This is a genomic window from Synechococcus sp. N19 (assembly GCF_900474045.1).
In the GTDB taxonomy this organism is placed as follows: domain Bacteria; phylum Cyanobacteriota; class Cyanobacteriia; order PCC-6307; family Cyanobiaceae; genus Parasynechococcus.
The window spans coordinates 1-25,188 of the sequence record NZ_UCNR01000014.1 but is presented as its reverse complement, the minus strand read 5'-3'; the positions used below and the strand labels follow the sequence as shown (position 1 = coordinate 25,188).

Annotated in this window: 24 protein-coding genes and 2 tRNA genes; 11 read left to right on the top strand and 15 right to left on the bottom strand. The window is 62.8% G+C overall.

Annotated elements, in window-relative coordinates:
• Both DXY02_RS08535 and DXY02_RS08530 read right to left on the bottom strand, forming a co-directional pair.
• Complete coding sequence (locus DXY02_RS08535; protein ID WP_114988950.1) at positions 1-999, bottom strand: LysM peptidoglycan-binding domain-containing protein; 999 nt, start codon at positions 997-999, stop codon at positions 1-3.
• A gap of 99 nt (positions 1,000-1,098) precedes the next feature.
• Positions 1,099-2,478, bottom strand: a complete 1,380-nt coding sequence (locus tag DXY02_RS08530; RefSeq protein ID WP_114988949.1) for an aldehyde dehydrogenase family protein — start codon at positions 2,476-2,478, stop codon at positions 1,099-1,101.
• Between the two features lie 54 nt (positions 2,479-2,532).
• Here DXY02_RS08530 and DXY02_RS08525 point away from each other — a divergent pair, with 54 nt between their 5' ends.
• Positions 2,533-4,194, top strand: a complete 1,662-nt coding sequence (locus DXY02_RS08525; RefSeq protein WP_114988948.1) for an alpha-amylase family protein — start codon at positions 2,533-2,535, stop codon at positions 4,192-4,194.
• Here the strand turns inward: DXY02_RS08525 and DXY02_RS08520 are convergent.
• Both DXY02_RS08520 and glpK read right to left on the bottom strand, forming a co-directional pair.
• Positions 4,137-5,714: a glycerol-3-phosphate dehydrogenase/oxidase gene (locus DXY02_RS08520; RefSeq protein ID WP_114988947.1), complete on the bottom strand. Its 1,578-nt coding sequence runs from the start codon at positions 5,712-5,714 to the stop codon at positions 4,137-4,139. The genes DXY02_RS08525 and DXY02_RS08520 overlap by 58 nt on opposite strands.
• Positions 5,707-7,212, bottom strand: coding sequence for a glycerol kinase GlpK (glpK, locus tag DXY02_RS08515; protein ID WP_114988958.1), 1,506 nt, complete (start codon positions 7,210-7,212; stop codon positions 5,707-5,709). The genes DXY02_RS08520 and glpK overlap by 8 nt, the downstream gene beginning before the upstream one ends.
• 51 nt (positions 7,213-7,263) lie before the next feature.
• On the opposite strand from glpK, the gene DXY02_RS08510 reads away from it, so the two are divergent.
• Complete coding sequence (locus tag DXY02_RS08510) at positions 7,264-8,727, top strand: glycoside hydrolase family 13 protein (protein WP_114988946.1); 1,464 nt, start codon at positions 7,264-7,266, stop codon at positions 8,725-8,727.
• On the opposite strand, the gene DXY02_RS08505 is transcribed toward DXY02_RS08510, so the two are convergent.
• Positions 8,727-8,798 (bottom strand) — tRNA-Thr (locus DXY02_RS08505). The genes DXY02_RS08510 and DXY02_RS08505 overlap by 1 nt on opposite strands.
• A 9-nt stretch (positions 8,799-8,807) precedes the next feature.
• A tRNA-Tyr gene (locus tag DXY02_RS08500) sits at positions 8,808-8,889 on the bottom strand.
• Between the two features lie 84 nt (positions 8,890-8,973).
• Here DXY02_RS08500 and aroQ point away from each other — a divergent pair.
• Complete coding sequence (aroQ, locus tag DXY02_RS08495) at positions 8,974-9,414, top strand: type II 3-dehydroquinate dehydratase (RefSeq protein ID WP_114988945.1); 441 nt, start codon at positions 8,974-8,976, stop codon at positions 9,412-9,414.
• Positions 9,411-10,115 (top strand): tRNA-(ms[2]io[6]A)-hydroxylase, encoded by a 705-nt coding sequence (locus tag DXY02_RS08490; RefSeq protein ID WP_114988944.1) that lies wholly within the window; start codon positions 9,411-9,413, stop codon positions 10,113-10,115. Before aroQ ends, DXY02_RS08490 begins: the two co-directional genes overlap by 4 nt.
• On the opposite strand, the gene DXY02_RS08485 is transcribed toward DXY02_RS08490, so the two are convergent.
• Both DXY02_RS08485 and DXY02_RS08480 read right to left on the bottom strand, forming a co-directional pair.
• Positions 10,103-11,779 (bottom strand): SulP family inorganic anion transporter, encoded by a 1,677-nt coding sequence (locus tag DXY02_RS08485; protein WP_114988943.1) that lies wholly within the window; start codon positions 11,777-11,779, stop codon positions 10,103-10,105. The two genes, DXY02_RS08490 and DXY02_RS08485, sit on opposite strands and share 13 nt — an antisense overlap.
• A gap of 1 nt (position 11,780) precedes the next feature.
• Positions 11,781-12,182, bottom strand: a complete 402-nt coding sequence (locus DXY02_RS08480; protein ID WP_114988942.1) for a vitamin K epoxide reductase — start codon at positions 12,180-12,182, stop codon at positions 11,781-11,783.
• A 125-nt stretch (positions 12,183-12,307) separates the two neighbouring features.
• Here DXY02_RS08480 and DXY02_RS08475 point away from each other — a divergent pair, with 125 nt between their 5' ends.
• The 4 genes from DXY02_RS08475 to DXY02_RS08460 are packed head-to-tail and all read left to right on the top strand — an operon-like array spanning position 12,308 to position 17,139.
• Positions 12,308-13,294, top strand: a complete 987-nt coding sequence (locus DXY02_RS08475; protein WP_114988941.1) for a DnaJ C-terminal domain-containing protein — start codon at positions 12,308-12,310, stop codon at positions 13,292-13,294.
• Between the two features lie 39 nt (positions 13,295-13,333).
• A complete protein-coding gene (gene hemB, locus DXY02_RS08470; RefSeq protein ID WP_114988957.1) occupies positions 13,334-14,335 on the top strand; it encodes a porphobilinogen synthase in 1,002 nt (333 codons plus the stop codon).
• A gap of 4 nt (positions 14,336-14,339) precedes the next feature.
• Positions 14,340-14,738: a VOC family protein gene (locus DXY02_RS08465; RefSeq protein ID WP_114988940.1), complete on the top strand. Its 399-nt coding sequence runs from the start codon at positions 14,340-14,342 to the stop codon at positions 14,736-14,738.
• The gene (locus tag DXY02_RS08460) at positions 14,701-17,139 is read left to right on the top strand and encodes an endonuclease MutS2 (protein WP_244276224.1); all 2,439 of its coding nucleotides are present in this window, start codon (positions 14,701-14,703) and stop codon (positions 17,137-17,139) included. The genes DXY02_RS08465 and DXY02_RS08460 overlap by 38 nt, the downstream gene beginning before the upstream one ends.
• A gap of 22 nt (positions 17,140-17,161) precedes the next feature.
• On the opposite strand, the gene DXY02_RS08455 is transcribed toward DXY02_RS08460, so the two are convergent.
• Positions 17,162-18,340, bottom strand: coding sequence for an ABC transporter ATP-binding protein (locus tag DXY02_RS08455; RefSeq protein WP_114988939.1), 1,179 nt, complete (start codon positions 18,338-18,340; stop codon positions 17,162-17,164).
• 58 nt (positions 18,341-18,398) lie between these two features.
• Here DXY02_RS08455 and obgE point away from each other — a divergent pair, with 58 nt between their 5' ends.
• The gene (gene obgE / locus DXY02_RS08450; protein ID WP_114988938.1) at positions 18,399-19,388 is read left to right on the top strand and encodes an Obg family GTPase CgtA; all 990 of its coding nucleotides are present in this window, start codon (positions 18,399-18,401) and stop codon (positions 19,386-19,388) included.
• 93 nt (positions 19,389-19,481) lie between these two features.
• Positions 19,482-19,664 (top strand): hypothetical protein, encoded by a 183-nt coding sequence (locus DXY02_RS08445; RefSeq protein ID WP_114988937.1) that lies wholly within the window; start codon positions 19,482-19,484, stop codon positions 19,662-19,664.
• A 31-nt stretch (positions 19,665-19,695) separates the two neighbouring features.
• On the opposite strand, the gene DXY02_RS08440 is transcribed toward DXY02_RS08445, so the two are convergent.
• The 4 genes from DXY02_RS08440 to DXY02_RS08425 form a co-directional block, all read right to left on the bottom strand.
• Positions 19,696-19,914 carry a CP12 domain-containing protein gene (locus DXY02_RS08440; RefSeq protein ID WP_114988936.1) on the bottom strand — a complete coding sequence of 73 codons (219 nt, stop codon included), beginning with the start codon at positions 19,912-19,914 and terminating at the stop codon, positions 19,696-19,698.
• A gap of 138 nt (positions 19,915-20,052) precedes the next feature.
• The gene (locus tag DXY02_RS08435; protein WP_114988935.1) at positions 20,053-21,954 is read right to left on the bottom strand and encodes an ABC-F family ATP-binding cassette domain-containing protein; all 1,902 of its coding nucleotides are present in this window, start codon (positions 21,952-21,954) and stop codon (positions 20,053-20,055) included.
• Complete coding sequence (locus tag DXY02_RS08430; protein WP_114988934.1) at positions 21,951-22,589, bottom strand: DUF2301 domain-containing membrane protein; 639 nt, start codon at positions 22,587-22,589, stop codon at positions 21,951-21,953. The genes DXY02_RS08435 and DXY02_RS08430 overlap by 4 nt, the downstream gene beginning before the upstream one ends.
• On the bottom strand, positions 22,586-23,560 hold the full coding sequence (locus DXY02_RS08425; RefSeq protein ID WP_114988933.1) for a glutathione S-transferase C-terminal domain-containing protein: 975 nt from the start codon (positions 23,558-23,560) through the stop codon (positions 22,586-22,588). Before DXY02_RS08425 ends, DXY02_RS08430 begins: the two co-directional genes overlap by 4 nt.
• A 70-nt stretch (positions 23,561-23,630) precedes the next feature.
• Between DXY02_RS08425 and DXY02_RS08420 the strand changes: the two genes are divergently transcribed.
• Positions 23,631-24,545, top strand: a complete 915-nt coding sequence (locus DXY02_RS08420) for an aspartoacylase (RefSeq protein ID WP_114988932.1) — start codon at positions 23,631-23,633, stop codon at positions 24,543-24,545.
• Here the strand turns inward: DXY02_RS08420 and DXY02_RS08415 are convergent.
• Both DXY02_RS08415 and DXY02_RS12555 read right to left on the bottom strand, forming a co-directional pair.
• Positions 24,542-24,868 (bottom strand): hypothetical protein, encoded by a 327-nt coding sequence (locus tag DXY02_RS08415; protein ID WP_114988931.1) that lies wholly within the window; start codon positions 24,866-24,868, stop codon positions 24,542-24,544. The genes DXY02_RS08420 and DXY02_RS08415 overlap by 4 nt on opposite strands.
• A gap of 27 nt (positions 24,869-24,895) precedes the next feature.
• A complete protein-coding gene (locus DXY02_RS12555) occupies positions 24,896-25,063 on the bottom strand; it encodes a hypothetical protein (RefSeq protein ID WP_156915471.1) in 168 nt (55 codons plus the stop codon).
• Between the last annotated feature and the right edge of the window lie 125 nt (positions 25,064-25,188).

The following is a 25,188-nucleotide window of genomic DNA, read 5'->3' as shown; positions in this document are numbered from 1 at the left end:
TCAGACCTTGACCTGACAACGGTCCCTCACCAGGTCTTTTTCGAAGCGGTTCTTCGGTGCTTCCCAGGTTTTCCAGCTCCCATCGGCACCGGTGGCATTGATCTTCTTGGCGGAACAGTTCACAGCCAGATAAAGCGCTTGCCCCTGGGCATTGAGGGTGGGCACCACTTGACTGCCACCCATGGCCTGCCAGTTGCCCCAGTCCACCTGGAGCGGGCCATAGGTGCGCCAGTCAGCCGATTTGGCCAGGGTCTGCTTGGGCTTGGCGGCCTTGACCGGCTTGGCCTGGACTACTGGTTTTTTGGCCTGAACCGGTTTCGTTTGCACTGGCTTGGTTTGCGCTGCCTTGGTTTGGACGGGCTTGGCCTTGGCTTGAACCGGTTTCGTTGTTGCCGGCTGCGCCTGGGTGGTGATGGGTGTCTTGAAGGAGGGGGCAGTCAGGTAGAGGCGCGTGCCCACCTCCACTTTGTTGGGGTCACTCAGCTGGTTGATGCTGATCAGGCTGGCCACTGGCAGCTTGTAGGCCTTGGCGATCTGCGTGAGTGTCTGCCCTTTGGCAACAGTGTGTTCCGTGGCTCCCGGGATCGGGGTTACAGCCACCGGCTTGAAGGCCGGACGGGGCATCACGGCATTGCTGGGAAGTCGCAGGGTCTGGCCGACCTCAACGTGGTTGGCATTGCGCAGGTTGTTGAGGGCCATCAGGTCGCGACTGCGGACCTGGTATCGGCTGGCAATGCTGCTGAGGGTTTCCCCGCTGTTGACGCGATGGCGGCCCGAGCCTGCCGTCACGGTGGGGCCTGGCACCTGCAGGCGGCTCCCGGCTTGAACAAGGTCTGGATTGCGGATCCCATTCATCCGCATCAGCGTGCCGACGCTCACCCCATAACGGTTGGCGATATCGGAGAGTGTTTCGCCGGACCGCACCGTCACCGAGGCAGCCGTGGCTGACAGGGGGAACCAGGCCGTCAGCAGCAGGGCGGCAAGAGCGGTACGGCGCATTCGTCTCCGGCAGATGCCCGCAACATACGGTGCCTGGGGTAAAGCGCCAGCCCCCCAGAGCACTTGCTGCAGAAGGGATGTGCTGGTGATGCGCGCGCCTTATCCCGCCAGCCGCTTCAACAGGTTGAGATCCACCTTGTAGGGCGGGTAGCGCAGCTTGAAATCAAAGCGGAAGGGGCGCTTGAGCACCGCCTTGTGGTGGCTGAACGTGTCGAAGCCGCTTTGGCCGTGGTAGCTGCCCATCCCGCTGGCACCGACGCCGCCGAAGGGCAGTTGTGGCACCCCGGCCTGCATCACAACATCGTTCAGGCAGACCCCGCCTGAGCTGGTGGTGGTGAGCACCTGCTGTTGCTGGGCCTCACTACCGCCGAACAAGTACAGCGCCAGCGGTTTGGGGCCCTGGCGGATCTCCTGAAGGGCTGTGGTGAGGTCGTCCAGCACCAGCACAGGCAGGAGAGGTCCGAACAGTTCCTCGGCCATCAGCGGATCATTGCGGTCATCCACACGAATCACGGTGGGGGCGATGCGCCGCTGCTCCCGGCTGATTTCACCTCCGATCAGGATGCGCCCATCCGCTCTGGCGGACTCCAGCAGCTGCTCCAGCCGATTGAACTGGCGTTCATTGATGATCTGCCCCAGCTGATTCGAGTTGAGGGGATCGGAGCCATACATCTCCGTTCGGGCCTCCTCCATCGCCTTCAGCAGCGGAGAACGCAGGGCGGGTGGCACCAGCAGATGGTCTGGAGCGATGCAGGTCTGGCCGGCATTGATCCCCTTGCCCCAGACCAAACGACGCGCTCCCACCGTGAGGTCGGCCCCCTCAAGAACGATGGCGGGGCTCTTGCCCCCCAGTTCGAGGGTCACCGGTGTGAGGTGGGCCGCGGCCCCCTCCAGCACCTTTCGGCCGATGCTGCCGCCACCGGTGAAAAAGATGTGGTCGAAGGGCATGGCCACCAGGTTGGCTGCGACGGCACCATCTCCCTGCACCACCTGCACCACCTCAGGCTCGAAGTGCTGAGGGATCAGCCGTGCAATCAGATCTGCGATGGCATTGGCGTGTTCTGAAGGCTTGAGCACGGCCGTGTTGCCAGCAGCCAGGGCACTGATCAAGGGCCGCAGCGTCAGTTGAAAGGGATAGTTCCAAGGTCCGATCACCAGAACGCACCCGAGTGGTTCCGGTACAACCTTGGCCTGGCCGGGGCGCAGTGAGAGAGGCACAGCCACGCGGCGCGGGCGCATCCACCGCTCCAGCTGCCGGCCAGTGAGCTTGAGCTCCTGTCGCAGGGCCACCAGCTCAAAAAAGGCTTCGGTGGGTGGTTTGCCGAGGTCGGCGGCGAGGGCCTCAAGCACCTCCGATTCGTGCTCCTCCACCAGAGCGGAGAGCCGTTGCAATTGTTCTCGGCGCCAGGCCAGGGGACGGGTCAGCCCAGCCCCCACGAGCTCCTTCATCCGGCTCAGTTGCGTTTGGGTGAGGGCCACAGGGCTGACGATCAGGCCAGTCGGGTCTAGCAGTGGTGAATCTGCAACCGGGGGATGACCCCAGCGCTTCCGTGGTGGTCAGGGACGGTCATCTACCAGCTGATCGTTCGCAGCTATTCCGATGGGAATGGCGATGGCACTGGTGATTTCAAGGGGCTTGCGGCGCGGTTGCCCTATCTGCGCTGGCTGGGGGTCAACACCCTCTGGTTGACTCCGATCTATCCCTCCCCCCTGCGGGATGGGGGCTACGACATCACCGATTTCACCGGAATCCATCCAGACCTGGGGGATCTCTCCTCCTTCCATCGGTTCCTCACGGCGGCCCACAGCCAGGGCATGCGCGTGATTCTGGACCTGGTGCTGAACCACACCAGTGACCTGCATCCCTGGTTCCAACGGGCCCGCTGGGCTCCCAAGGGCAGTCCTGAACGGGATGTGTACGTCTGGAGTGACGACCCCAAGCGCTACGCCGAGGCACCGGTTCTGTTCCGGCATTTCGAGGCTTCCAATTGGGAGTGGGATCCGGTTGCCGAGCAGTACTACCTGCACCGTTTTCTGCGTCATCAACCCGATCTCAATTACGAGAACCCCTGGGTGCAGGACACGATGCTGGAGGTGGTCGACTTCTGGCTGGATCGCGGCGTTGACGGGTTCCGTTTGGATGCGGTTCCGTTCCTGTTCGAGTCAGAGGGCACCCGCTGCGAGGGGTTGCCGGAGACCCACGCCTTCCTCAAGCGATTGCGGGAGCGGGTGGATGCCCATGGCCGTGACGTGCTCTTGCTGGGAGAGGCGATTCAGCCGGTGGAGGAGGCCGCTCCATACCTGTCGGATGACGAACTGCATGGAGCGTTCAACTTCGTGCTCACCGCCCATCTGTTTGCCGCCATTGCCAGTGGCCGCACCCAGCAGCTCGGGGAGTGTCTGATGCAAGCCGAGCAGGCGGTATCTGGTGCTCGCTGGGCCCTGCCCCTGCGCAATCACGATGAACTCTGGTTGGGGGATGGCCATCTCATCAGCGATGAGGTGATTCAGACCATCCGGGTGGGCCTGCCCCAGGGACAGGGGCATTGGTTGAACTGGGGCATCAACCGACGCCTGGCTCCTCTTCTCAATGGCGATCCACGCTCCAACCGGTTGCTGCATGGGCTCCTCTACAGCCTTCCAGGGATGCCCTGCCTGTATTACGGCGATGAACTGGGCATGGGCGACTGGCCCGGTCTGCGGGACCGTGATCCAAACCGCACGCCGATGGCCTGGACGCCGGCCCGCAACGGTGGCTTCTCCACGGCTCCTGATCCGCTGTTGGTGCTGCCCCCGATCACCGCTCCCGGCTACGACTACCGCGTGGTGAATGTGGAGGTGCAGAAGCAGCTACCGGGGTCGCTGCTGAATTGGCACCGGCGCATGCTCACCTGCCGCCGGCTGCTGCCAGCACTGCGGCATGGAAGCTTCCGCTTGCTGCACAGCCCCCACCCCGGAGTGCTGGTGTATCTCCGCTGCACCGAGGCGATGACGGTGCTCGTGGCCGCCAATGTCACCGCAGCCGGAGCCTCGCTGAGTTTGGATCTGTCGGAGTGGACCGGCGAGCGCACCCGTGAGGTGATGTGGGGTTGTGAATTCCCGCCTGCCGCAGCGGAGTGGTTTGTGAACCTTCCACCCTATGGATTCAATTGGTGGTTGATCGGAGAAGTGGAGCCCGCAGCCACGCCCGCCTGATTCAGCAGCTCCTCTACCTGAGGCCTCAGGCGTTCGGCCTCGTTCAGATCCACCATGGCCAGACGGCAGCGGCGGGCCAGCACATCGCTGCTGCTTCGCGCATGTTCCCGTTGGATCGAATGGTCCAGTTCTGCGCCGCAGAGGGGGATCACCGGGCTGAGGGGTTCGCGTCGGCTGGGCTCCGCGTGCTCGATCAAGGCCACTGCCTCCAAGCCATAGGTCCTTTGGAGGTGGGCGACTTGTGAGGCTTTGAGGGCGGTGTCGGGAAGCAGTGCTTCGAGTTGGTGTTTCTGACGGCGGAGCCCGTCCTGGGTGGCTTCCAGCGACTCCGCTGCACCTCGCAAGGGCATTGCTTTAGGGGTGGGCAGCGCCTTTCCCAGCTGGCGTTCCACCGCGGTCAGGGTGTCTTCAGCCATCGGTCGGCAGGTGGTCCATTTGCCCCCCATCACGCTCACCAGGCCGCAGGCCAGGGTTTCCACCTCGTGTTCCCGCACCACGAGGCTGCTGTCCATGCCTTGGTCCGCTGGCTTCAGCAATGGCCGTCCCCCCGCCCATCGGCTGCTCACCTGCGGATGCTGGAGCTGGGGAAACCAATCACGCACGTGGTTGAGCAGGTAGGCCTCCTCCTCTGGAGAAGGGGATGTGGCGTTCTCCTTGGTGCAGGCTTCATCCGTCGTCCCCACCAGGGTGCGGCCGTGGAAGGGGAGCATGAACAGCACGCGTCCATCCGCGGTTGATGGCACCAGAAGCCCAAGCCCTTCCGGGCAGAGGTTCTGCTCCAGCACGATGTGGGCCCCACGGCTGGTGAGCAGCCTTGGGGGAGCATCAGCCTCCGCTATCTGGCGGATCTCATCAGCCCGGATGCCCGTGGCATTCACAAATGCTGAGGCGCACCAGCGTTCCCGTTGGCCTGTGGCGGATTCACTGATGGCGGCCTTGAGCTGGCCCGTGCCGTCGGTCTCCAGCTCCACCACCCGGCAACGGGTGCGCAGGGTTGCCCCCCGTTGCTCGGCGGTGAGGGCCAACAGCAGGTTGAGGCGTGCATCGTCGAACTGCCCGTCGCTGTAGGCCACGCCGCCTTGACACGGCTTCAGCAGAGGCAGGGCCTGACGCATCTGCTGCTGGGACAGCAGTCGGCTGTGGCCGATGCTTCGCTGACCGGCCAGGGCGTCGTACATCCCCAGACCAAGTCGGTAGTAAGCCTGTCCCCAGAGCTGTTGTGTGGGCAGGGCCAGCTCGAGTCGTTGGGCCAGGAACGGTGCCTGGGTCAACCAGTGGCTCCGTTCGAGAAGGGCTTCCCGCACCAGCCTCAGCTGCGCCAGGTCCAGAGTTTTAAAGGCCAGCTCCAGGTAGCGCACCCCGCCATGGAGCAGCTTCGTGCTGCGACAACTGGTGCCGCCGCCGATGTCTCCGGCCTCGAGCAGGGCCACGCTCAGCCCCCGTCGTGTTGCCTCATAGGCCACGCTGGCACCGCTGGCACCGGCGCCGATGACCAGCAGGTCCACCTGGTGATCAGCCATGCCACCCCAGGCTTCTGGAGACGGCGTCTTGCCAGCGTTTGCGCCAGCGGTCGCGCTGGGATGCATTCATTTGCGGGTGGAACAATTCCGCTCCGTCCCTCCTTGCGGTTGCGAGCTGCTCCAGGTCGCTGATCACCCCCGCCTGGAGACCTGCGAACAGCGCCACCCCCCGGGCGGTGCTCTCGAGGCTGGCGGGTCGCCGCACCGTCAGACCGGTGCAATCCGCCTGCGCCTGCAGCAGAGGATCGGAGGCCGCGGCGCCACCATCCACCGCCAGTTCACCCAAGCCGCTCCCAAGGGCCTGTTCGGCAAGCTCCACCAACGTCGCTACCGACAGGGCGATCCCCTCAAGTGCAGCGCGGGCGATGTGACAGCGTCCGCTGTCACGGGTGAGGCCCACCAGAACACCGCGTGCCTGGGGATCCCAGTGCGGTGTCCCCCAGCCGGTGAAGGCGGGCACGAGCATCACCCCCCCTGAATCCGGCACCGAACGCGCCAGTTCGTTCACCTGGGGGGCTTGATCAATGATCTGCAGCCCATCCCGGAGCCACTGGATGACGGTGCCGGCGTTGAACAGACTTCCCTCAAGGCAGAAGCTGGGTGTTCCAGCGGCATCCGTCCAGCCGAGGGTGCTGAGCAGCCCTGCATCTGAGCGGCGGACAACATCGCCGGTGTTGATCACCAGAAAAGCCCCCGTGCCGTAGGTGCACTTCCCTTCTCCGGGCTGCAGACAGAGCTGGCCCAGGGTGGCGGCCTGTTGGTCGCCGAGCATGGCCTGGATCGGCAAGCCTGCAAAGGGAAGGTCCGCAGCCATGTGCCCGAATTCTCCGCGGCAGGGCAGCAGTTCGGGCAGCGCGCTGGCGGGGAGCCCTGTGGGCTCTCGGAAGTCATCCACCCAGTGCTGCTGCTCCAGGTCCATCAGCAGCGTTCGACTGGCATTGCTCATGTCACTGCCGTGGCGCTGGCCGCCGGTGAGTTGCCAGAGCAGCCAGCTTTCCACCGTGCCGAAACAGAGGTCATCGCTGGCCGCGGCAGCCTGGGCGTCGTCGTAGTGGTCGAGCATCCAGCGGATCTTGCTGGCACTGAAGTAGGGGTCGAGCAGCAAGCCCGTGCGCCGGCACCACTCCTGCTCCAGTCCCTGCTGCTTCCAGGCCTCGCAGATGGCGGCGGTGCGGCCGTCCTGCCAGACGAGGGCCGGTCCGCAGGGGAGGCCACTGCTGCGGCGCCAGAGCACGGTGGTTTCCCGTTGGTTGGTGATGCCGCAGCTAACCACTGCCTTGCGCTGGGTATCGCTCAGCTTCGAATTGAGCTGCACCAGGGCCTGCCGCTGGCTGGTCCAGATCTCGATCGGGTCTTGTTCCACCCATCCATCGGCGGGGTAGGAAATCGGCAGCGGTGCACTGGCGCTGAGCACCAGATCCCCAGAGCTGCTGAACAGCGCGGCTCTGGAGCTGCTGGTGCCCTGATCGAGGGCCAGAAGAAGAGGCTGTTCAGCCATGGCCAAGGTCTTTCTCTCCTGCTAGCCAGGAGATGGCTGACTGCAAAGGTTTTGGCAGCGACCACGCCGTTTCGCGATCCCCCCGCCTGGGTGGCGGACGCGGTGATCTATCAAATCTTTCCCGACCGTTTCCGCCGCAGTGGCCGCGTTGATGCGCAGCGCAATCTCGCTCTGAAGCCCTGGGGTGCGGACCCTTGCGAGGAGGGATTCCAGGGCGGGGATCTCTACGGCGTCATCGATGCTCTCGATCGGCTCCAATCCATAGGCATCACTTGCCTCTATCTCACGCCGATCTTCAGCTCAGCCGCCAACCATCGCTACCACGCCTACGACTATTTCGAGGTGGATCCCCTGCTGGGGGGCAATGCAGCACTCAGGGACCTGATCGATGCCGTGCATCAGCGCGGCATGAGGTTGGTTCTGGATGGGGTGTTCAACCACTGCGGCCGTGGCTTTTGGGCCTTTCATCACGTGGTGGAAAACGGTGCGGATTCGCCGTACCGGGATTGGTTCCATGTGCACCGATGGCCCCTGCAGCCCTATCCCGCCCCTGGCGAGGACTGCGGTTACGACGGTTGGTGGGCCTTGCCAGATCTGCCCAAGTTCAACCATGCCAATCCCGGGGTTCGGGAGCATCTGCTGGCGGTGGGCCGTCACTGGCTCGAGCAGGGGATTGACGGCTGGCGTCTCGACGTCCCTGCCGAAGTGCCGGCGGACTTCTGGGTTGAGTTCCGGCAGATGGTGCGGGCGACCAACCCGGAGGCCTGGATTGTTGGCGAGGTTTGGGGTGATGCGACCCCCTGGCTGCAGGGCGACCACTTCGATGGCGTGATGAATTACCGGTTGGGATGGAGCAGCCTTTGCTGGGCCGCCGCTGCAGCGTTGCGGCGGGACTACCGCAATTCCGACTATCCCCTCGACCCCCTGGATGGGCAGGCTTTGTTGACCATCTGGACGACCACAACGCGTTCCTACCGGGAGGTGGTGAACAGGGCCCAGATGAATCTGCTCGACAGCCATGACGTGCCCCGTGCACTTCACAGCCTCAACAACGACGTTGCGGCCCTGAAGTTGGCCCTGCTGCTGCTCTTCCTCCATCCGGGAGCGCCGTGCATTTATTACGGCACTGAAGCAGCCCTGGCGGGTGGTCCTGAACCGGGCCCCTCCAGTGGTCCTGGACCGGCCTGCCGTGAGGCCTATCCCTGGGATGTTCCCTGGAGTGCTGATCTGCGCCCATTCATCCAGTCCCTCGCAGAACTCCGCTCTGCCCATGGGGTTTTGCGCAGGGAGGGTCTGCGCTGGTCAGCCCCAGGGGCTGACGTGCTGGAGGGCGTTGCGGATGGCCTGCGGGTTGTGATCAACCGCAGTCACTCCACCCCTGTGCGCCTAATCATCGAGTCGGGACAATCCCTCCTGTGGACGCTGGGACGTGTTGACAACCAAAGCGTCAACCCGCAATCGGCGGCTGTTCTGGGGTCTTCACCCCTCTCCCCCGGTGCCGTAGGGAGCAAGTAAGCCCTTGTCGAGACTTGAACTCGAGACCTCTCCCTTACCAAGGGAGTGCTCTACCGCTGAGCTACAAGGGCATGTGGGGATGGGCCGGGTTGGATTTGAACCAACGTAGGCAGAGCCAGCGGATTTACAGTCCGCCCCCATTAACCACTCGGGCACCGACCCGAACCACACCGAAAGAACTTACCAGTCGGTGTGTCCTTCCCCACGATCTCGATACGATCTGCCGAGCTGTACCGATCTCCAGCCATGCACGTTCTGCTGCTGAACGGTCCGAATCTGAACCTGTTGGGCCAGCGTGAGCCTGGGATCTATGGCCATTCCTCCCTGGCGGACATCGAAGCGGTGCTGACCAGGGAGGCGAAGCAGGAATCAGTGCAGCTGGACTGCTTTCAAAGCAATTTCGAAGGTGCCCTGGTGGACCGGATTCACCAGGCCATGGGCCGCTGCGATGGAATCTTGATCAACGCCGGTGCCTACACCCACACGTCCATCGCCATCCGTGATGCCCTGGCTGGTGTCGCGATTCCCTATGTGGAACTGCACCTCAGCAACACCCATGCCCGGGAAAAGTTCCGCCATCACTCGTTTCTGGCTGAGCGCGCTGTGGGTGTGATCTGCGGCTTCGGACCCGCTAGCTACAGCCTTGCCTTGAGCGGATTGCTCAGCCATCTGCGCCGGAACGCATGACCAGCACTGCTCCAGCACAAACTGTTTCCTCCAAGACAGCTCCCAATAAGACAGTTCCGTCAAAGACAGTTGCGTCGATCCGCTGGTTGGCTGCGCCCACCAGCTGGAGCTGGGTGGAGCAGGCCAACGCCAGGCCGATGGAGGTGCTGATCGATCACGCCCACTGCGAACGCAAGGCTGCCGGGGCTGCGGTGCAGATGATGTTCCGCTACCTCTGCGAACCGGGTCTGGGTGAAGCCCTCAGCCCTCTGGCGCGGGAAGAGCTGGAGCACTTTGAGCGGGTGCTGGCGTTGATCAAGGCCCGGGGGCGCTACCTGGAACCGCTGCCTTCCCCGGGCTATGGCGCTGATCTGGCCCTGCAGATTCGTAAAGGTGAGCCGCAGAGAATGCTCGACTCCTTCCTGGTGGCGGGTCTGATCGAAGCCCGCAGCCATGAGCGCATGGCACTGCTGGCGGAGCACAGCCCGGATCCTCAGTTGCGGGAGCTCTACAGCGATCTGTTGGCGAGTGAAGCCCGCCACTTCGGCCTGTACTGGGTGTTGTGTGAGCAGCGCTATCCGCGGGAGATGATCGTTGAGCGCCTCGAAGTGCTGGCCCTGGCCGAAGTGAAGGCGCTGGAAGGGGAGTTAGAACGCCCTGAAGACGTGCGGATGCATTCCTGTGGTGTGGATGCCCCACAGATCATCCGTCAGATCAGCTGATCCGCCTCCTGCAAGGCCTCCAGCCTGGATGGCCGAAGCACCCCCTCCACGCCAAATTGGCGCAGCCGTTGTTCGAGGCTGTGGTTGGCTCCGGCGATGAACAGGGTGCGGCCCGCTGATCGTGCTTCCTCCACCATGCGTTCGATTGCGAGGGTTGCGGTGACACCGATGCGGGACACATCGGTGAGGTCAAGGATCAGAACCCTGTAGCTCTGGATCAATCCCATTCGGGCACTGATGCCTTTGGCGGCACCAAAACTCAGAGGGCCGCGCAGACGAAACAGCATCAAGGCCTTGCCGCAGCGCAGGATCAGTGCTTCCTCCTCCGGGGAAAGATTGGCGTGCAGTGCATCCGTGGCATCGGCGGGGTTGTCCTCTTCCATCCCTTCCAGTTGGGACCGCGTGATCGCATCAACGGTCAACAGGTTGGCCACGAACATCCCGACCAAAACGCCCCAGATCAGATCCCAGAACACCGTCATCAACAGCACGGCGTACATCAGTGCGGCTGTTTTCGCCGATAGGCGATGGGCGCGAAGCAGAAAGCCCCAGTCGATGATGTCGAGGCCGACTTTGATCAGGATTCCCGCCAGCAGTGCCGTGGGGATCTGTGCCGCAAGGGGGCCTGCCCCCAGCAGCACAAGCAGCAGCACCATGGAATGGGTCATGCCCGACCAGGGCGTCTGACCACCGGATTTGATGTTGATCACCGTTCGCATGGTGGCTCCGGCACCGGGAAGGCCGGAGAGAAACCCGGCCGCGGTGTTGGCGATGCCCTGGCCGATCAGCTCACGGTTGGAGTCGTGGTTGGTCTGGGTGATGTTGTCGGCCACCAGGGAGGTGAGCAACGAGTCGATCGCCCCGAGCAGGGCGAGAACCATGCCGGCTTTCACCAGCTCCGGCAGGTGCTGACTGAAATCGGGAACCACCAGTTGCAAGCCCCCCTCCGGAATGGCTCCGATCCGGGCGATGGGTTCTAGGCCCAGCTCCAGCAGTCGGTTGTCGTTGAACAGCAGCAGCGACAACGGCGTCACAATCAACAGCGCCAGCAGAGGCGTTGGCACCCATTGGCGGATCCGCAGGGGGGTCAGAAACACCACAGCGAGTGTCATTAATCCAACGGCGAGCGCAGCTGGATTCCAGCTGGGGGCCTCGATCAGCGAACTCAGGGACGCAACCACGCCGCCCCCGGTGCTCACCCCGATGAAGGGTCCAAGTTGCAGCACAAGGATGATGAAACCGATCCCCGACATGAAGCCGGAGACCACCGAGTAGGGCACCAGGGTGATGAAGCGCCCCAGCCGCAGCACCCCGAGCAGGGTTTCGAACACACCACCGATCACCACAGCGGCCATCACCAACGACAGCATCTCGCCGGCATTGAGATCACGACCGACGCCGATGGTGGCCAGGCTGGAGACGATCCCTGCCACGGTGACGCTCATCGGTCCGGTGGGTCCGCTCACCTGTGCGGGAGTTCCCCCGAGCAAGGCCGCCAGGAATCCGGTCACGATGGCGCCATACAGGCCGTAGATGGCGCCGCCTGGCCCCAGGGCGGCATTGCCGAAGGCCAGGGCAAGGGGCAGCGCGACCACGGCGGCCGTCAATCCTCCGAGAAGGTCGCCTCGGATGTTGCGTTGATGCAGGCCGTGAATCAGTGCCATCTCAGTTCAGACCACTCCAGCGGCTCAGGGCTTCTAGGGACTGAACTCCCACTTTTCGGCGCCCATCGGGGAGAACCCAGGTGGGATAAGCCCGGATCTTTGCGGCGTTGCAGGCTTCGGCTTGCTCCGGCAGCTGCTTCGGCTTACGGCATTCCACGTAGGTCGCGTCCGCTCCGGCCTGTTTGCCGAACAGGTTCATCTGCTTGAAACAGGCCGGGCAGGTCCAGGCGCCGTGAAACTTGGCCCCCATCGCCTTCAGATGCTGCGTCAGTTCGAGGGCCTGGTGGCTTGAATCGTGCAGGGGCTCTCCGATCGTGCTGGCCCAGGGAGCGGCCGAACCAGGCGGGCCACCAACAGCTCCGCCAGCTGCGACCAGCACGGATGCCAGCAGGGATGAAGCCATGCTCCTCATGCTGATGCAGTGGTTGGCCTGAAGCTAGGTCGCAATCAGGCGTTCGGGCTTCCCTCCATGCGGAAGCAACAACGCAAGCCCTGTTGCGGTGAGACTGGGATTACCACTGGATTGGTATGGCAGGCAGCGGATACAAGGACTATTTCCAGGTGCTCGGTGTTGATCGCAGCGCTGATGCCAATGCCATCAAGAAAGCCTTTCGCAGCCTGGCGCGCCAATACCACCCTGACGTCAACCCTGGTGATGCCCAGGCTGAAGCGCGGTTCAAGGAGATCAGTGAGGCCTACGAAGTGCTCTCCGACCCCGAGAAACGGCGTCGTTATGAGCAATTCGGCCAGTACTGGAACCAGGCCGGAGGCATGGGCGGGGGAGCCGCACCCGGCATGGACGTCGACTTCGGTCGCTACGGCAATTTCGACGATTTCATCAACGACCTGTTGGGCCGTTTCGGTGGTCCAGGCGGCGGTGGCTTCCAAGGGGGTGGTTTCCCAGGGGGCGGATTTCCCGGCGGGGGATTCGCAGGGGGCGGTTTCCCGCGTGGTGGCCAGGCTTCACGCCCTCCGGTGAATCTCGATGCCGAAGCATCGGTGAATGTGACCTTTTCAGAGGCCTTTCGCGGTGGTGAACGCAGCCTCTCGGTGAACAACGAGCGCGTTCAGGTGCGCATTCCTGCTGGAGTGAAGAACGGCTCACGGCTGCGGTTGAAGGGCAAGGGCAACCTGCAACCGGGCACCGGACGTCGGGGCGATCTCTATCTCAACCTCAAGATTCAGGACCACCCGATCTGGCACCTGGAGTCGGATCAGCTGCGGGCCGATCTCCCCGTCAGCCTCGATGAACTGGCCCTTGGAGGCATGGTCTCGGTGATGACGCCCGATGGTGAGGCCCAGGTGAGCATTCCGGCCGGCACCGCCCCGGGCCGCAGTCTGAGGCTGAAGGGCAAGGGCTGGCCGTCGAAGACCGGTCGCGGTGATCTCCTGCTCACGCTGACGCTGGCCATGCCTGCCTCGTGGAGTGAGGAGGAGCGTCGGTTGTTGGAGCAACTGCGTGCCAATCGCACGGCCCATCCACGTCAAGAGTGGCTTCGTTCGGCGGCCCTCTGATCGGGTGACCCTTACGATCACACCTTGTGTTTGGGTCTGATGGAGCTCACTTACCGCCCCCGTCGTCTTCGGCGTACGCCCGCCCTACGCGCCATGGTGCGTGAGCACAGCCTCTCGGCTGCAGACTTCATCTATCCCCTCTTTGTGCATGAAGGCACTGAGGTGGAGCCAATCGCTGCCATGCCTGGTGCCAGCCGTTGGAGCCTTGCGGCCCTCACCGGCGAAGTGCATCGTGCCTACGACCTTGGGGTGCGTTGCATCGTTCTCTTCCCCAAGGTGTCTGAGGGACTAAAGACCGAAGACGGGGCTGAGTGCTTCAACGCCAATGGCCTGATTCCACGGGCGATCCGCCAGATCAAGGAAGCCATCCCCGAGATGGCGATCATGACCGACGTCGCCCTGGATCCCTATTCCTGCGATGGTCATGACGGGATCGTCAGCGAGGACGGCGTGGTCCTCAACGACGAGACGATTGAACTGCTCTGCAAGCAGGCCGTTGTGCAGGCTGAAGCGGGCGCTGATCTGATCGGTCCCAGCGACATGATGGACGGCCGGGTCGGTGCCATCCGTGAAGCTCTCGACGACGAAGGCTTCGAACATGTGGGCATCATCAGCTACACGGCGAAGTACTCCTCCGCGTACTACGGCCCCTTCCGTGAGGCCCTTGATTCCGCTCCCCGTGCCGCCGGCAGCAAGCCGATCCCCAAAAACAAAGACACTTATCAGATGGATCCCGCCAATGCTCGGGAAGCCATCACCGAAGCCCAGCTCGATGAGCAGGAGGGCGCCGACATCATGATGGTGAAGCCTGGTTTGGCCTATCTCGACATCATCCACCGACTGCGCGAAGAGTCGGAACTCCCCATTGCTGCCTACAACGTGAGTGGTGAGTATTCGATGGTGAAGGCCGCGGCGGAGCGGGGCTGGATCGATGAAAAAGCCGTTGTGCTGGAGACGTTGCTGAGCTTCAAGCGCGCCGGTGCTGATCTGATCCTCACGTACCACGCCTGCGATGCAGCGGCTTGGTTGAAGGAGGCTTGATCCGATGGCAACAGCCGATCAACCCAAAGGTGTGGATCGTCTCGGTCACGTTGCGATCCGTGTTGAGAACGTCGATCGGGCTGTTGCCTTCTACACCGATCTGGGCATGCGTCTGGTCTGGCGTGCCAACGACTGGTGCTATCTGGAAGCCGGGGAAGGGCGCGATGGACTCGCCTTGTTAGGCCCGGATTACAAAGCCGCTGGCCCACATTTCGCCTTCCATTTCCGCGATCGTGCGGAGGTGGATGTGATTCACGACCGTCTCAAGGCGCAGGGTGTGCACGTTGGTGCCGTCCATGACCACCGCGACGGCACGGCGTCTTTTTATTTGAAAGACCCGGAAGGCAACTGGCTCGAAATGCTTTATGAACCCCCTGGTGGCATCCCCTCCAACTGCAGCTGACTTGAGTCAAGGGGCGGACCGGGCTCAGCAGGAAACCCTTGAACTGCTGGAGTGGCATCGGGTCTGTGACCATCTCAGCGGCTTTGCCAGCACCGGCATGGGCCGTGATGCGGCCCGGGTTCAACCGCTGCCCGCCAGCCTGGAGGAGTCGAAACAGCGCCTGGCCGAGACGGTTGAAATGGCGGTGCTCGATGACCTCACTGAGGGGGGGCTCAGCTTCCGCGGTGTGCAGAATCTCGAGCCCGTTGTGCTGCGCTGCAGCAAGGGAGGCGTGGCCTCCGGAGAAGAGCTGCTGGCCGTGGCGGAAACGTTGGCAGCGGCCCGTCGGCTGCGCCGTCAGATCGACGATCCCGAGCTGCGCCCAGTGTGCACCGCGTTGATTGAAACGATGGTGACGCTGCCGGAGTTGGAGCAGCGGCTCAAATTTGCGCTCGAAGAGGGCGGCCGCGTCGCTGATCGCGCCAGCTCGGCGTTGTCGGCGCTTCGGCATCAATGGAACGGTCTGCGCCAGGAACGTCGCGACAAACTTCAGGAGCTGCTGCGGCGCCTGGCCCCATCCCTGCAGGACAGTGTGATCGCCGAGCGTCATGGCCGTCCGGTTCTGGCGGTGAAGGCCGGTGCGGTGAACCAGGTGCCGGGTCAGGTGCACGACAGTTCGGCCTCAGGCAGCACCCTCTTTGTTGAACCCCGCTCGGTGCTCACCATGGGCAACAAGCTGGCGGAGCTGGAGTCCCGCATCCGGGATGAGGAACGCAAGGTGTTGGCGGAGCTGAGTGCTCTGGTGGCTGAAGAGGCGTCCGCCCTCAACAAGGTGGTGGCCGTGCTGCGCGCACTTGATCTTGCGCTGGCCCGTGGGCGTTACGGCCGCTGGCTTGGTGGCGTTGAGCCTCAGCTTGAGGCGGCAGCGGAGGCTCCGTTTCGCTTTTCAGGTCTGCGACACCCACTCTTGGTGTGGCAGCACAAACGGGCGGAGGGGCCGCCCGTGGTTCCCATCTCGGTGGAGGTGTCGCCGGACCTGCGGGTGGTGGCGATCACCGGGCCGAACACCGGTGGCAAAACGGTCACCCTGAAAAGCATTGGCCTCGCTGCATTGATGGCACGCGCCGGCATGCTTTTGCCCTGTTCGGGGCAACCCTCCCTGCCCTGGTGTGCCCAGGTGCTGGCGGACATCGGAGATGAGCAATCCCTCCAGCAGAGCTTGTCCACCTTCAGTAGTCATGTGAAGCGCATCGGGCGCATTCTTGAGGCGCTGCAGCGCGGTGGTTCTCCGGCCTTGGTGTTGCTGGATGAGGTGGGTGCTGGAACGGATCCCAGCGAGGGAACGGCCCTGGCCACGGCTCTGCTCAAGGCTCTTGCGGATCGGGCTCGGCTCACAATTGCCACCACCCACTTCGGTGAACTCAAGGCCCTGAAATACGACGACGCTCGTTTTGAGAATGCCTCTGTTGCTTTCAATCCTGAGACCTTGTCCCCCACCTATGAATTGCTGTGGGGAATTCCAGGACGCAGCAATGCACTGGCAATCGCGACGCGCCTTGGGCTCGATTCGGATGTGCTTCACCAGGCCCAGCAGCTGTTGGCCCCAGGGGGTGATGGTGAGGTGAACAGTGTGATCCGTGGCTTGGAGGAGCAACGGCAGCGCCAGCAGGCCGCGGCAGAAGACGCTGCAGCACTCCTGGCACGCACGGAGCTGCTGCACGAGGAGTTGCTGCAGCGCTGGCAGAAGCAAAAGCAGCAGACCGCGCAACGCCAGGAGCAGGGCCGTCAACGCTTGGAGCAGTCGATCCGTCAGGGCCAGAAAGAAGTTCGCACGCTGATTCGCCGTCTGCGGGATGAGCGCGCGGATGGGGAAACCGCGCGAAAGGCTGGGCAACGATTACGCAGCTTGGAAGACCATCACCGCCCAACCCCTGAACGGCGTGCACCCAAGCCGGGTTGGCGTCCGTCTGTGGGGGATCGCGTGCGCTTGCTCGCCCTCGGCAAGGCTGCAGATGTGTTGGCCATCACCGATGACGGCCTTCAGCTGACGGTTCGTTGTGGGGTGATGCGCACCACGGTGGATCTGGCGGCGGTGGAAAGCCTGGATGGGCGTAAGCCGGAGCCGCCTCCAAAGCCGGTGGTGAAGGTGCAAGCCCGTTCCGTCGGAGGCGGCGGTGCACAGGTGCGCACCAGTCGCAACACCCTTGATGTGCGTGGCATGCGGGTGCATGAGGCCGAAGCGGCGGTTGAGGAATGCTTGCGCAGTGCAAATGGGCCGGTTTGGGTGATCCACGGCATCGGCACGGGCAAGCTCAAGCGCGGCCTGCGAGCCTGGCTGGACACGGTGGCCTATGTGGAACGGGTGACCGATGCCGAGCAGGGGGACGGCGGACCGGGCTGCAGCGTTGTCTGGGTGCGCTGAGCTGTTTCAGGCGCTTCAGTGGCTAACGGATCGCTTCACCATCCGCATCAAACAACCGCCAGCCTGTGGGGTCAGGGTCGAGGTGGATGGCATCGCCGGCAGTGATGTTGATCTCCGTTGAAGCTCTGACCTGGATGAGTTGATCACCATCCAGGAGCCGGCAGGTGAGGATCTGCTCATTGCCCAGACGCTCGCAATGGCTTACCTCGGCGTGGAGATTCCGGTTCGTTGCCGGTGCTAGATGCCAGTGTTCAGGCCTCAATCCTGCGGTGAGGTGTTGGCCTTCTCGTTGAAGTAAAGGCTCGACCATTGCGCCTTCAACCTGAATGCGCTTGTTCCCCAGAATCAGAGTTGCATTGGGTCCCACCGTGACGGGCAAAAGGCTCATCGCTGGGCTGCCAATGAACTGGGCCACGAAGATGTTGGAGGGCCATCTGTACAACTCCATGGGGGTCCCGAGTTGCTGCAGGCGCCCCTGGTTCAACACAGCGATGCGGTCCCCCATGGTCATCGCTTCCACCTGGTCGTGGGTCACATAAACCGTCGTTGTTCCCAGTTCTCGCTGCAGCTCGACGATTCTTTGGCGCGTGCTCGTTCTGAGTTTGGCGTCGAGATTGCTCAGCGGTTCATCCATCAAAAACACCTCGGGATTGCGCGCCATGGCGCGTCCGAGGGCGACCCGTTGTTTCTGTCCGCCGGACAGTTCCTTTGGCCTTCGATCGAGCAATTCCGTGAGTTCCAGAGATCTGGCAACGGTGTTCACCCGGGCTTCGATTCGTTCTTCTCTGACCGACCGCACCCTCAGTGGTTTGGGTAAGGCGCGCGTGGCTCGAAATGCTTGATCTTGGATGCGCTGGACGGTTGATCTCGCCTGGCTTCTGCGCAGTCCGAAGCTGAGGTTGTCCCGCACGCTGAGATGCGGGTAAAGCGCATAGCTCTGGAACACCATGGCGACGTTGCGGCGCGCTGGCGGCACATCGCTGATGGGCCGGGACCCGATTCTGATTTCGCCGCTGGTGGGGCTGTCGAGACCAGCGAGCAGTCGCAGCAAGGTGCTTTTGCCGCACCCCGAGGGACCGACCAGCACCAAAAACTCGCCATCGTTGATTGTCAGATTCAACTGACAAATCACTTCAACGGGATCAACGCCGCCGCGTCCTGGGAAGGTCTTGCTGAGGTCTTCGAAACGGACGCCGGCCAACGACAGAGCTGCAGCGGCTGAATCTTAGGGTTATGGATTGGATTGAGCCGGCAGCACCGTGCAGTTCATCGATCAGGCACGGATCATGGTCCGAGGCGGGCGCGGCGGCGATGGCATCGCTGCATTTCGCCGTGAAAAGTATGTGCCCGCTGGAGGCCCCTCCGGAGGTGACGGCGGGTGTGGGGCTCCCGTGGTTCTCGAGGCCGACAGCAACCTGCAAACCCTGCTCGATTTCAAATACAAACGCCTGTTCGCTGCTGACGATGGGCGACGCGGTGGTCCGAACAAATGCACCGGTGCATCAGGGAAAGACCTGGTGATCAAGGTGCCTTGCGGCACGGAGGTACGCCATCTGCGCACCGGCATCCTTCTGGGAGACCTCACCACCCCGGGTGAGCGTCTCACCGTTGCCTTCGGTGGGCGAGGTGGTTTGGGCAACGCCCATTACCTGAGCAATCGCAACCGCGCTCCGGAGAAATTCACCGAGGGCCGTGAGGGTGAGGAATGGCCCCTGCAGCTGGAACTCAAGTTGCTGGCTGAGGTGGGCATCATTGGTCTTCCCAATGCCGGCAAGAGCACCTTGATCGCCGTGCTGTCGGCAGCGCGACCCAAGATTGCCGATTACCCTTTCACCACCTTGGTCCCCAACCTTGGTGTGGTGCGCCGTCCCAGTGGAGATGGAACCGTGTTCGCGGATATTCCAGGCTTGATTGAGGGGGCCGCCCAGGGCGCTGGTCTTGGCCATGACTTTCTGCGTCATATCGAACGCACACGTCTGCTGATCCACCTTGTGGACGCAGGATCCGAGGATCCCGTGGCTGACCTGAACGTCGTCCAGCAGGAGCTGGAGGCCTATGGCCATGGTCTGGTTGATCGGCCACGTCTGTTGGTGATCAACAAACAGGAGTTGGTGACAGAAGAGGATCTCCCCAGGTTGCGGCAAGACCTTGAAGCGGCGAGTGGTCGTCCCGTGCTGTGCATTTCAGCCGCCATGGGAACCAACCTCGATCAGTTGCTGGCAGAAACCTGGGCCGAGCTCGGAGTGTGAGCTGGTGCTCCAGACAATCTTCATGTGATCAGCCACACCGATGCTTGTGGCCTGATCGCGGGGGAGCCATAACGGGGATGTCTCTCCCATGACATGACCTTTTACACCTGTCTGGACAACAAGGGCGACGTGATCGCCCGCTGCCAAACGAAAGAAGATGTTGCTGTGCTTCAACGCATGGGACGCCCGATCGCTGAAGTGAAGGCGATGCGTAAAGAGGAGGCTGTCGTCTGCAGCCTGACCGGCAGCCCCTCCGACTACAACGAGGACTACTGAGCCCTCTCGTTGATTTAGGTCTCAGGTTGACTCAATCGTCGTAGACGCGGCACTCCTCGGCATCGGGATTGGCCTCGCAATGCAGCTCGAGCGAAGTGGGGTCGTGGCTGTCGCCGGGGTGGTGTTCCTTGTATTCCTCCAGCGACTTCAGCTCATCGGTGAGGTGACGAACCTTGGCCTCGTCTCCAGCTGCTTTGGCAGCTTCGATGTCGGATTGATCCTTCTGGATGTGTTCGTCGATGGACTTCATGAATTCAGACCGTGGCCTGGCAGCACCTTACGGCGATTCATCGGTTTTGGAGTGGTGGAATCCCACCCCATGACGATCCGACAACGCTGATTTGAAGTGGCGGTAGCCGTGGCTACAAGCACAGCTCCAGATCGTTGATCAGGGCGCCAATTCGCTGAGTTCCAGCCAGCGTTCTTCCGCTTTTTCAATGCGGGTGATGATCTCAGCCAGATCGAGACTCAGCTTGGCCATGTCAGCGCCTTCCTGGTTCATCTGCTGTTCCAGCTCCTCTTTCTTCAGCTCCAGTTCAGGGAGCTGTTGATCAAGCGCCGCAAGCTCCTTGTTTTCCTTGAAGTTTCGCCGCCGCGGGCCGTCGCGCTTGGTCTTGCGGCTGCTCTCTGGTTTGGGTGTGGAGGGTTTGCTCGCTTGGCTTTGGCTGCGTTCCTCCTGGCGCTGCTGCTCCAGAAACGCGCTGTAGTTCCCTTCAAAGCGATTAAGCCGTCCTTGGTCGAAGCAGAACAGGCGATCAACGGTGCGATCGAGGAAATAACGGTCGTGGGAAACAACGATCACGCAACCTCGGAAGTCCTCAAGAAAATCCTCCAGGACGCTGAGGGTCTGAACATCCAGATCGTTGGTGGGTTCGTCCAACAGCAACACGTTGGGCGCCTGGATCAGCATCCGGCAGAGGGTGAGGCGGCGGCGCTCGCCTCCCGAGAGCTTGGCCAAGGGGCTGTGCTGCTGGGCCGGTGGAAACAAAAAGCGTTCCAGAAGCTGGGATGCGGTGACTTGCTCACCCCCCAGATCGATCCGGCTGGCGGCTTCTTCCACGAACTCGATCACTTTGCGATCGAGCCCTTTGCCTTTGTTGAAGTCTTCGGTGTGCTGGTCCAGGTAGCCGATGTGCACGGTCTCCCCAAGCAGCAGGCTGCCCTGGGTTGGCTCGCGCCGTCCGGCGATGAGATCAAGCAGGGTCGATTTGCCGCTGCCGTTGGGGCCGATGATGCCGATTCGGTCTTCAGGACTGAAGCTGTAGCTGAAGCCATCTAGGAGTGGGCGACCGCCCCCGCTGCCATCGGCTGTGACCCCAACGGCTTCCGCTTCGATCACTTGTTTGCCGATGCGCCGGCTGATGCCGGTCATCTCCAGCTTTGCTTTGCCTTGATTGGGTTTCTGCTCGCGCATCGCTTCTATGCGTTGCAGTCGCGCCTTTTGTTTGGTGCTGCGGGCCTTGGGGCCCTGGCGTAGCCAGGCCAACTCGCGGCGAAGCACGCTTTTGAACTTGGCCGCTGAGGCCGCTTCAGAGGCCTCTTCTTCGGCTTTGTGCTGCAGAAAGGTGCTGTAGTTCCCCTGATAGGTGCGGGCCTGGCCTCGGTCCACCTCCACCATCCGCCGCGTCACCCGATCGAGCACATAGCGGTCATGGGTGACCAGCACCAGAGCGCCGGGATAGCGATCCAGCCAGCTCTGTAGCCATTCCACGGCAGCGGCATCGAGATGGTTGGTGGGCTCATCCAGCAGCAGCACATCGGGGCAGGCCACCAGGGCTGATGCCAGACCCACCCGTTTGCGGTATCCGCCGGAGAGGTCGTCGACCGGGCGCTGGAGATCGCTGATGCCCAATTTCTGCAGCACTTCCCGGCATTGCTGCTCCAGGCTCCAGGCTTCTTCTTCATCCATTCGTTGGCTGAGCTGACCCAGCTCCGCCATCAGTGCTTCATTGCTGGGGTCTTCCGCGATGGCGTCGCTGAGGGCGCTGAAGCGCACCAGCAGATCCCGTTTGGCACCACAGCCCTCCAGCACCTGCTCCAGCACCGTGAGCCCCGGGGTGATCCGGCTCTCCTGACCCACCAGCTCCACCCGAAGCCGGGGTGAGCAGCGGCGTTCCCCTTCCCCGAGCGGTTCTTTCCCTGCCAGCACCTTTAGCAAGGTGGATTTGCCGGCGCCATTGGGACCGATCAGTCCCAGCCGCTCCCCTTCACCGATGTGGAGATCGAGATCGGAAAAGAGGGTGCGGATGCCGAAATCCTTGGCCGCACCCACCAGGCTGATCAGACTCACGGCGTGCCAGCGGGCAGTTGACCGTCCAGATAAGCAAACACGCTCTTGTCGCCCACATCCGCTGCTGCCTCCATGCCGAATTTGCGCAGGGCCAGCAACACCAGCAGCAACGCTGCACTTTCCAGTAAAGCCAGGCAGAGGGGGCCATTGATCAGACCCACCAGATGCCCCAGCAGCGCTGCCGGCAGCAGCAAGGTGAGGCCGATGGCTTCGGGCCGTTGGAAGCAGAAAAACTCTTTGAAGCCGATGCCCGCCAAGGCGGCAAACAGCGGCCCGGTGGCCAGGATCCACAGCGGCTGATCCTGGAGGGTTGAGAGCACTTCGGTGGGGCCGGCCTGCAGCAGCAGGGCCCCCCAACCGATGCAACCACTGAGCCAGAACAGTTGAAGGGCGCGGTGCAAGGGACGGAGATAAATGTGAATCCAGCGCAGTGCCAGGCCCAGGGCCGTGGCCATCGGCAGCACCCAGAGCCATGCCCAGGGGCTATCGGTCTGCCACCACTGCAGCACTCCTGCAGCCAGGCTGAGGCCTGTGATCAACAGGGCGATCCGATAGGAACGCACCTCCTGGCGATCGGCAGCGGTGATCGAGTAAGGGCCGTAGACACCTTCAAAGGTTGGATCTGCGCTGGTCATCCCGACGCCGCCGTGCTGTTCACCAGTGTGCTCAGGTCAGGACCTGCTGGAACGATGCCGCCGGGATTGAGGGGGAACAGGGCACCGAAGTAGTCGTGTCGCCAGGCGTTGCCGTCGCAGGTTTCCGCCACGCCCGGCAAGGCGTAAAAGCGTTCTCGCCATGCCCAGAGGTGTGGGTAGTGCCAGAGCGGTTGCCGAGTGCAGCCGAACAGGGGCGCATAGACCAGTTCCCAGCGGATCAAGGTGGGGAATAAGCGCACGTCCGCCAGGGTCAGTGTTGTGCCGCACAGCCATGGACCATTGGTTTCGAGGCTCTGCTCCACCGCAGCAAGGGCAGCGAAGAGATCGGCTTCAGCGCGGTCGTAGGCCGCTTGGTTGCGGGCGAAACCGCAGCGGTACACCCCATCGTTGATGGCCGGTTGCAGCCGCTGCTGCCAGGCCTGGATCCTGTCGGTGGCTTCCGCCGGTGCCAGGTCCACAACAGCGTCTTGATGGGGCCAGCGGTTCAACAGCTCCACCAGTGGTGCACTGTCATTGCCCAGCAGGCTGCGCGTCTTGGGATCCACCAGCACAGGCACGGTGGCCCGGTAGCTGGGAGGGGCGCCGCAGTGCTGATACAACTCCAGCAGCGTTTTGCACCCCTCCCAGGCTGGATCGAGGGCCCAGCGTCCAGCGTTGTGATCCGCCCGTGCCATCACGAGGGTGAGGCTGTTGTGCATATGGCGCAGCTGATGCACCAGCCAGGTGCGGTGGGCCCAGGGGCAGCTGCGCCCGATCACCAGGATTGGCCGTTGGTCTGCGCTGCGCTGGAGCAGGTCTTCGGGGTTTAAAGCCGGCGGTGTGAGCGGATCGCTACTTGGGCGGGTGTAATTGCCGGCCGCATCGGCTGGGCCCAGCCCACCCATGAGCTGTTGCCATTGCCATCGCCAACTGCGACGGGCGGCCGTGACCACAACAGGTGGGATCGACATGGCGCGGTTTGGATCGCTTTCATCCTCGCTGTGACTCGTGCTTCAGTCAGAACTTGGTTCGCTGTGGTCCATGAGCAGCTGTGGCGTTCTAGTGGTGGCCGGCACCCACGGCAATGAGGTCAATGCCCCTTGGTTGCTGCAGCAGTGGCAGGCCAACCCTGATCTGATCAACGCTGCTGGCTTGGCGGTGCAGAAGGTGATCGGCAACCCGGAAGCGTTGCGCCGTCGCTGCCGCTACGTCGATCGTGACCTCAACCGCTGCTTCCTCCCGGAACAGTTGGAGCAGGGGGCCCCCGGCTTGGAGTTTCAGCGTGCTGGGGAACTCCTGCGCTTGCACGGCACGACCGGCGAGCAGCCTTGTGCCGTGGCCATCGATTTGCACAGCACCACAGCGGCCATGGGCAATTCCCTGGTGGTGTACGGCCGTCGTCCTGCTGATCTCGCCCTCGCGGCTTTGGTGCAGGGAGCGCTCGGCCTGCCGATTTATCTGCACGAAGCCGATGCTCAGCAGACCGGCTTCCTTGTTGAATCCTGGCCCTGCGGCCTGGTGATCGAGGTGGGCCCTGTGCCGCAAGGTCTGCTCAATGCCCGGGTCGTTGAACAGACCCGTCTTGGCTTGGAAGCCTGCCTGAGGGCCTTGGATCAGGCACATCAGGGCTTGGCCCGGCTGCCGGAGGCTCTGGTGGTGCACCGTCACCTGGGGAGTTTGGATCTTCCGAAGGCGGAGAACGGAGAGCCTCAGGCCCTTGTGCATCCCGAACTGCAAGGCCGCGATTGGCAGGACATCAGCTCAACCCAGGCGATGTTCCGTGCTGCGGATGGCACCGATCGTGGTGAAGCGTGGGTTGAGGGGGAGATTCCGGTGTTTGTGAATGAAGCGGCCTACGCGGAGAAAAGCATTGCTTTCTCCCTCACGCGCCGGGAGGTGTGGCCCGTGCAGCCCACCTGGCTGCCGGCCTTGCAGCAGCTGCTCTCTGCGGCCTAACCGCAGGCCCAAACACCTTTCCCTTCTTGCGAGCAGATCAGATTGCTCGTCTGACCATCGGCCCAGTACATCCGCAATCGGTCGTCCTCGGTGCCGATCCGCAGGGTGAGGGATCGCAGCGGACCGGCCGGGGTTTTGCTGTCGGCATCGCCGCCGGGCGACTTGATTTGTTGCAGCTCCTGCTCCAGCTGGTTGATGCGTTGTTCCAGCTGTTTGATCGAAGCGCTTGCGTTTGGTTGGTCGCCGCTTGAGCTCACCAGTCCACAGCTGGTGAGACCAACCGAGGTCAGCCCAAGACAAATCAGGGGAATCAAACGCTGCATGGGCCTGTACTGATTGGCCCCAGCCTCTCAGCAGAACTGGCCCTGGGCCAGACGTTCACTCCAATACACGGTGGCACCTTGAGCCTCCAGCTCCAGTCGCCTGTGGCGGGCCTGGGTCAGAGGAACGGTTTCCTCCAAGCGGTGGCCGGCTTGCATCCAGCGGATCAGAACCAAAAGCGCCTTGGTGAGTCTCATGAATCTTAAGTCTTTCGAAAACATCGCTTTCCTTGTCTGGGGCGCTTAAGCGTTGGTTTCGCAATCTGTGGACACACAGCGCAAACTTCCTTTACAATCCCGATCAGGCAGGGCTCTCCTGCCCT

Excerpts from the sequence above, each read along its gene's own strand:
- DXY02_RS08465 (WP_114988940.1), top strand. The coding sequence starts at position 14,340 with ATGGCAACAGCCGATCAACCCAAAGGTGTGGATCGTCTCGGTCACGTT.
- DXY02_RS08460 (WP_244276224.1), top strand. The coding sequence starts at position 14,701 with ATGAACCCCCTGGTGGCATCCCCTCCAACTGCAGCTGACTTGAGTCAA.
- DXY02_RS08445 (WP_114988937.1), top strand. The coding sequence starts at position 19,482 with ATGACCTTTTACACCTGTCTGGACAACAAGGGCGACGTGATCGCCCGC.
- DXY02_RS08475 (WP_114988941.1), top strand. The coding sequence starts at position 12,308 with ATGGCAGGCAGCGGATACAAGGACTATTTCCAGGTGCTCGGTGTTGAT.
- glpK (WP_114988958.1), bottom strand. The coding sequence starts at position 7,212 with ATGGCTGAACAGCCTCTTCTTCTGGCCCTCGATCAGGGCACCAGCAGC.
- DXY02_RS08490 (WP_114988944.1), top strand. The coding sequence starts at position 9,411 with ATGACCAGCACTGCTCCAGCACAAACTGTTTCCTCCAAGACAGCTCCC.
- DXY02_RS08535 (WP_114988950.1), bottom strand. The coding sequence starts at position 999 with ATGCGCCGTACCGCTCTTGCCGCCCTGCTGCTGACGGCCTGGTTCCCC.
- aroQ (WP_114988945.1), top strand. The coding sequence starts at position 8,974 with ATGCACGTTCTGCTGCTGAACGGTCCGAATCTGAACCTGTTGGGCCAG.
- hemB (WP_114988957.1), top strand. The coding sequence starts at position 13,334 with ATGGAGCTCACTTACCGCCCCCGTCGTCTTCGGCGTACGCCCGCCCTA.
- DXY02_RS08520 (WP_114988947.1), bottom strand. The coding sequence starts at position 5,714 with ATGGCTGATCACCAGGTGGACCTGCTGGTCATCGGCGCCGGTGCCAGC.
- DXY02_RS12555 (WP_156915471.1), bottom strand. The coding sequence starts at position 25,063 with ATGAGACTCACCAAGGCGCTTTTGGTTCTGATCCGCTGGATGCAAGCC.
- DXY02_RS08440 (WP_114988936.1), bottom strand. The coding sequence starts at position 19,914 with ATGAAGTCCATCGACGAACACATCCAGAAGGATCAATCCGACATCGAA.
- DXY02_RS08525 (WP_114988948.1), top strand. The coding sequence starts at position 2,533 with ATGACCCCAGCGCTTCCGTGGTGGTCAGGGACGGTCATCTACCAGCTG.
- DXY02_RS08420 (WP_114988932.1), top strand. The coding sequence starts at position 23,631 with ATGAGCAGCTGTGGCGTTCTAGTGGTGGCCGGCACCCACGGCAATGAG.
- DXY02_RS08430 (WP_114988934.1), bottom strand. The coding sequence starts at position 22,589 with ATGACCAGCGCAGATCCAACCTTTGAAGGTGTCTACGGCCCTTACTCG.
- DXY02_RS08480 (WP_114988942.1), bottom strand. The coding sequence starts at position 12,182 with ATGGCTTCATCCCTGCTGGCATCCGTGCTGGTCGCAGCTGGCGGAGCT.
- DXY02_RS08415 (WP_114988931.1), bottom strand. The coding sequence starts at position 24,868 with ATGCAGCGTTTGATTCCCCTGATTTGTCTTGGGCTGACCTCGGTTGGT.
- DXY02_RS08485 (WP_114988943.1), bottom strand. The coding sequence starts at position 11,779 with ATGGCACTGATTCACGGCCTGCATCAACGCAACATCCGAGGCGACCTT.
- DXY02_RS08425 (WP_114988933.1), bottom strand. The coding sequence starts at position 23,560 with ATGTCGATCCCACCTGTTGTGGTCACGGCCGCCCGTCGCAGTTGGCGA.